General features: G+C 67.8%; 1 protein-coding gene. It reads right to left on the bottom strand.

The features are described from left to right. Window positions 1-2: 2 nt before the first annotated feature. A partial coding sequence (locus MXD59_RS26135) for an N-acetylmuramoyl-L-alanine amidase family protein (protein WP_248827222.1) occupies window positions 3-261 on the bottom strand: 259 nt, incomplete at its 5' end.

The following is a 261-nucleotide window of genomic DNA, read 5'->3' on the forward strand; positions in this document are numbered from 1 at the left end:
TTTCAGGGCTGGCCCATCGCGCCGCCGCTGGACGCCATCATCAAGGGCGCCTGCGGCTGGCTGAAATAGCGATCAATGCCGTCAGCGACAGCCTTCATCATGCGGCGGCGGACGCGTTCGTCACTCAGGGCGCGCTCGTCCTCGGCATTGGTGATGAAGCCCATCTCCAGCAGAACCGCAGGCACGTCTGGCGCCAGCAGGACGGCCAGACCGGCGTCGCGATGGCTGCGACGCAGCAGCGGGCGGTCGGTGGCCTCCAGA

The organism is Frankia umida, from assembly GCF_023242945.1.
GTDB classification, from domain to species: domain Bacteria; phylum Actinomycetota; class Actinomycetes; order Frankiales; family Frankiaceae; genus Frankia; species Frankia umida.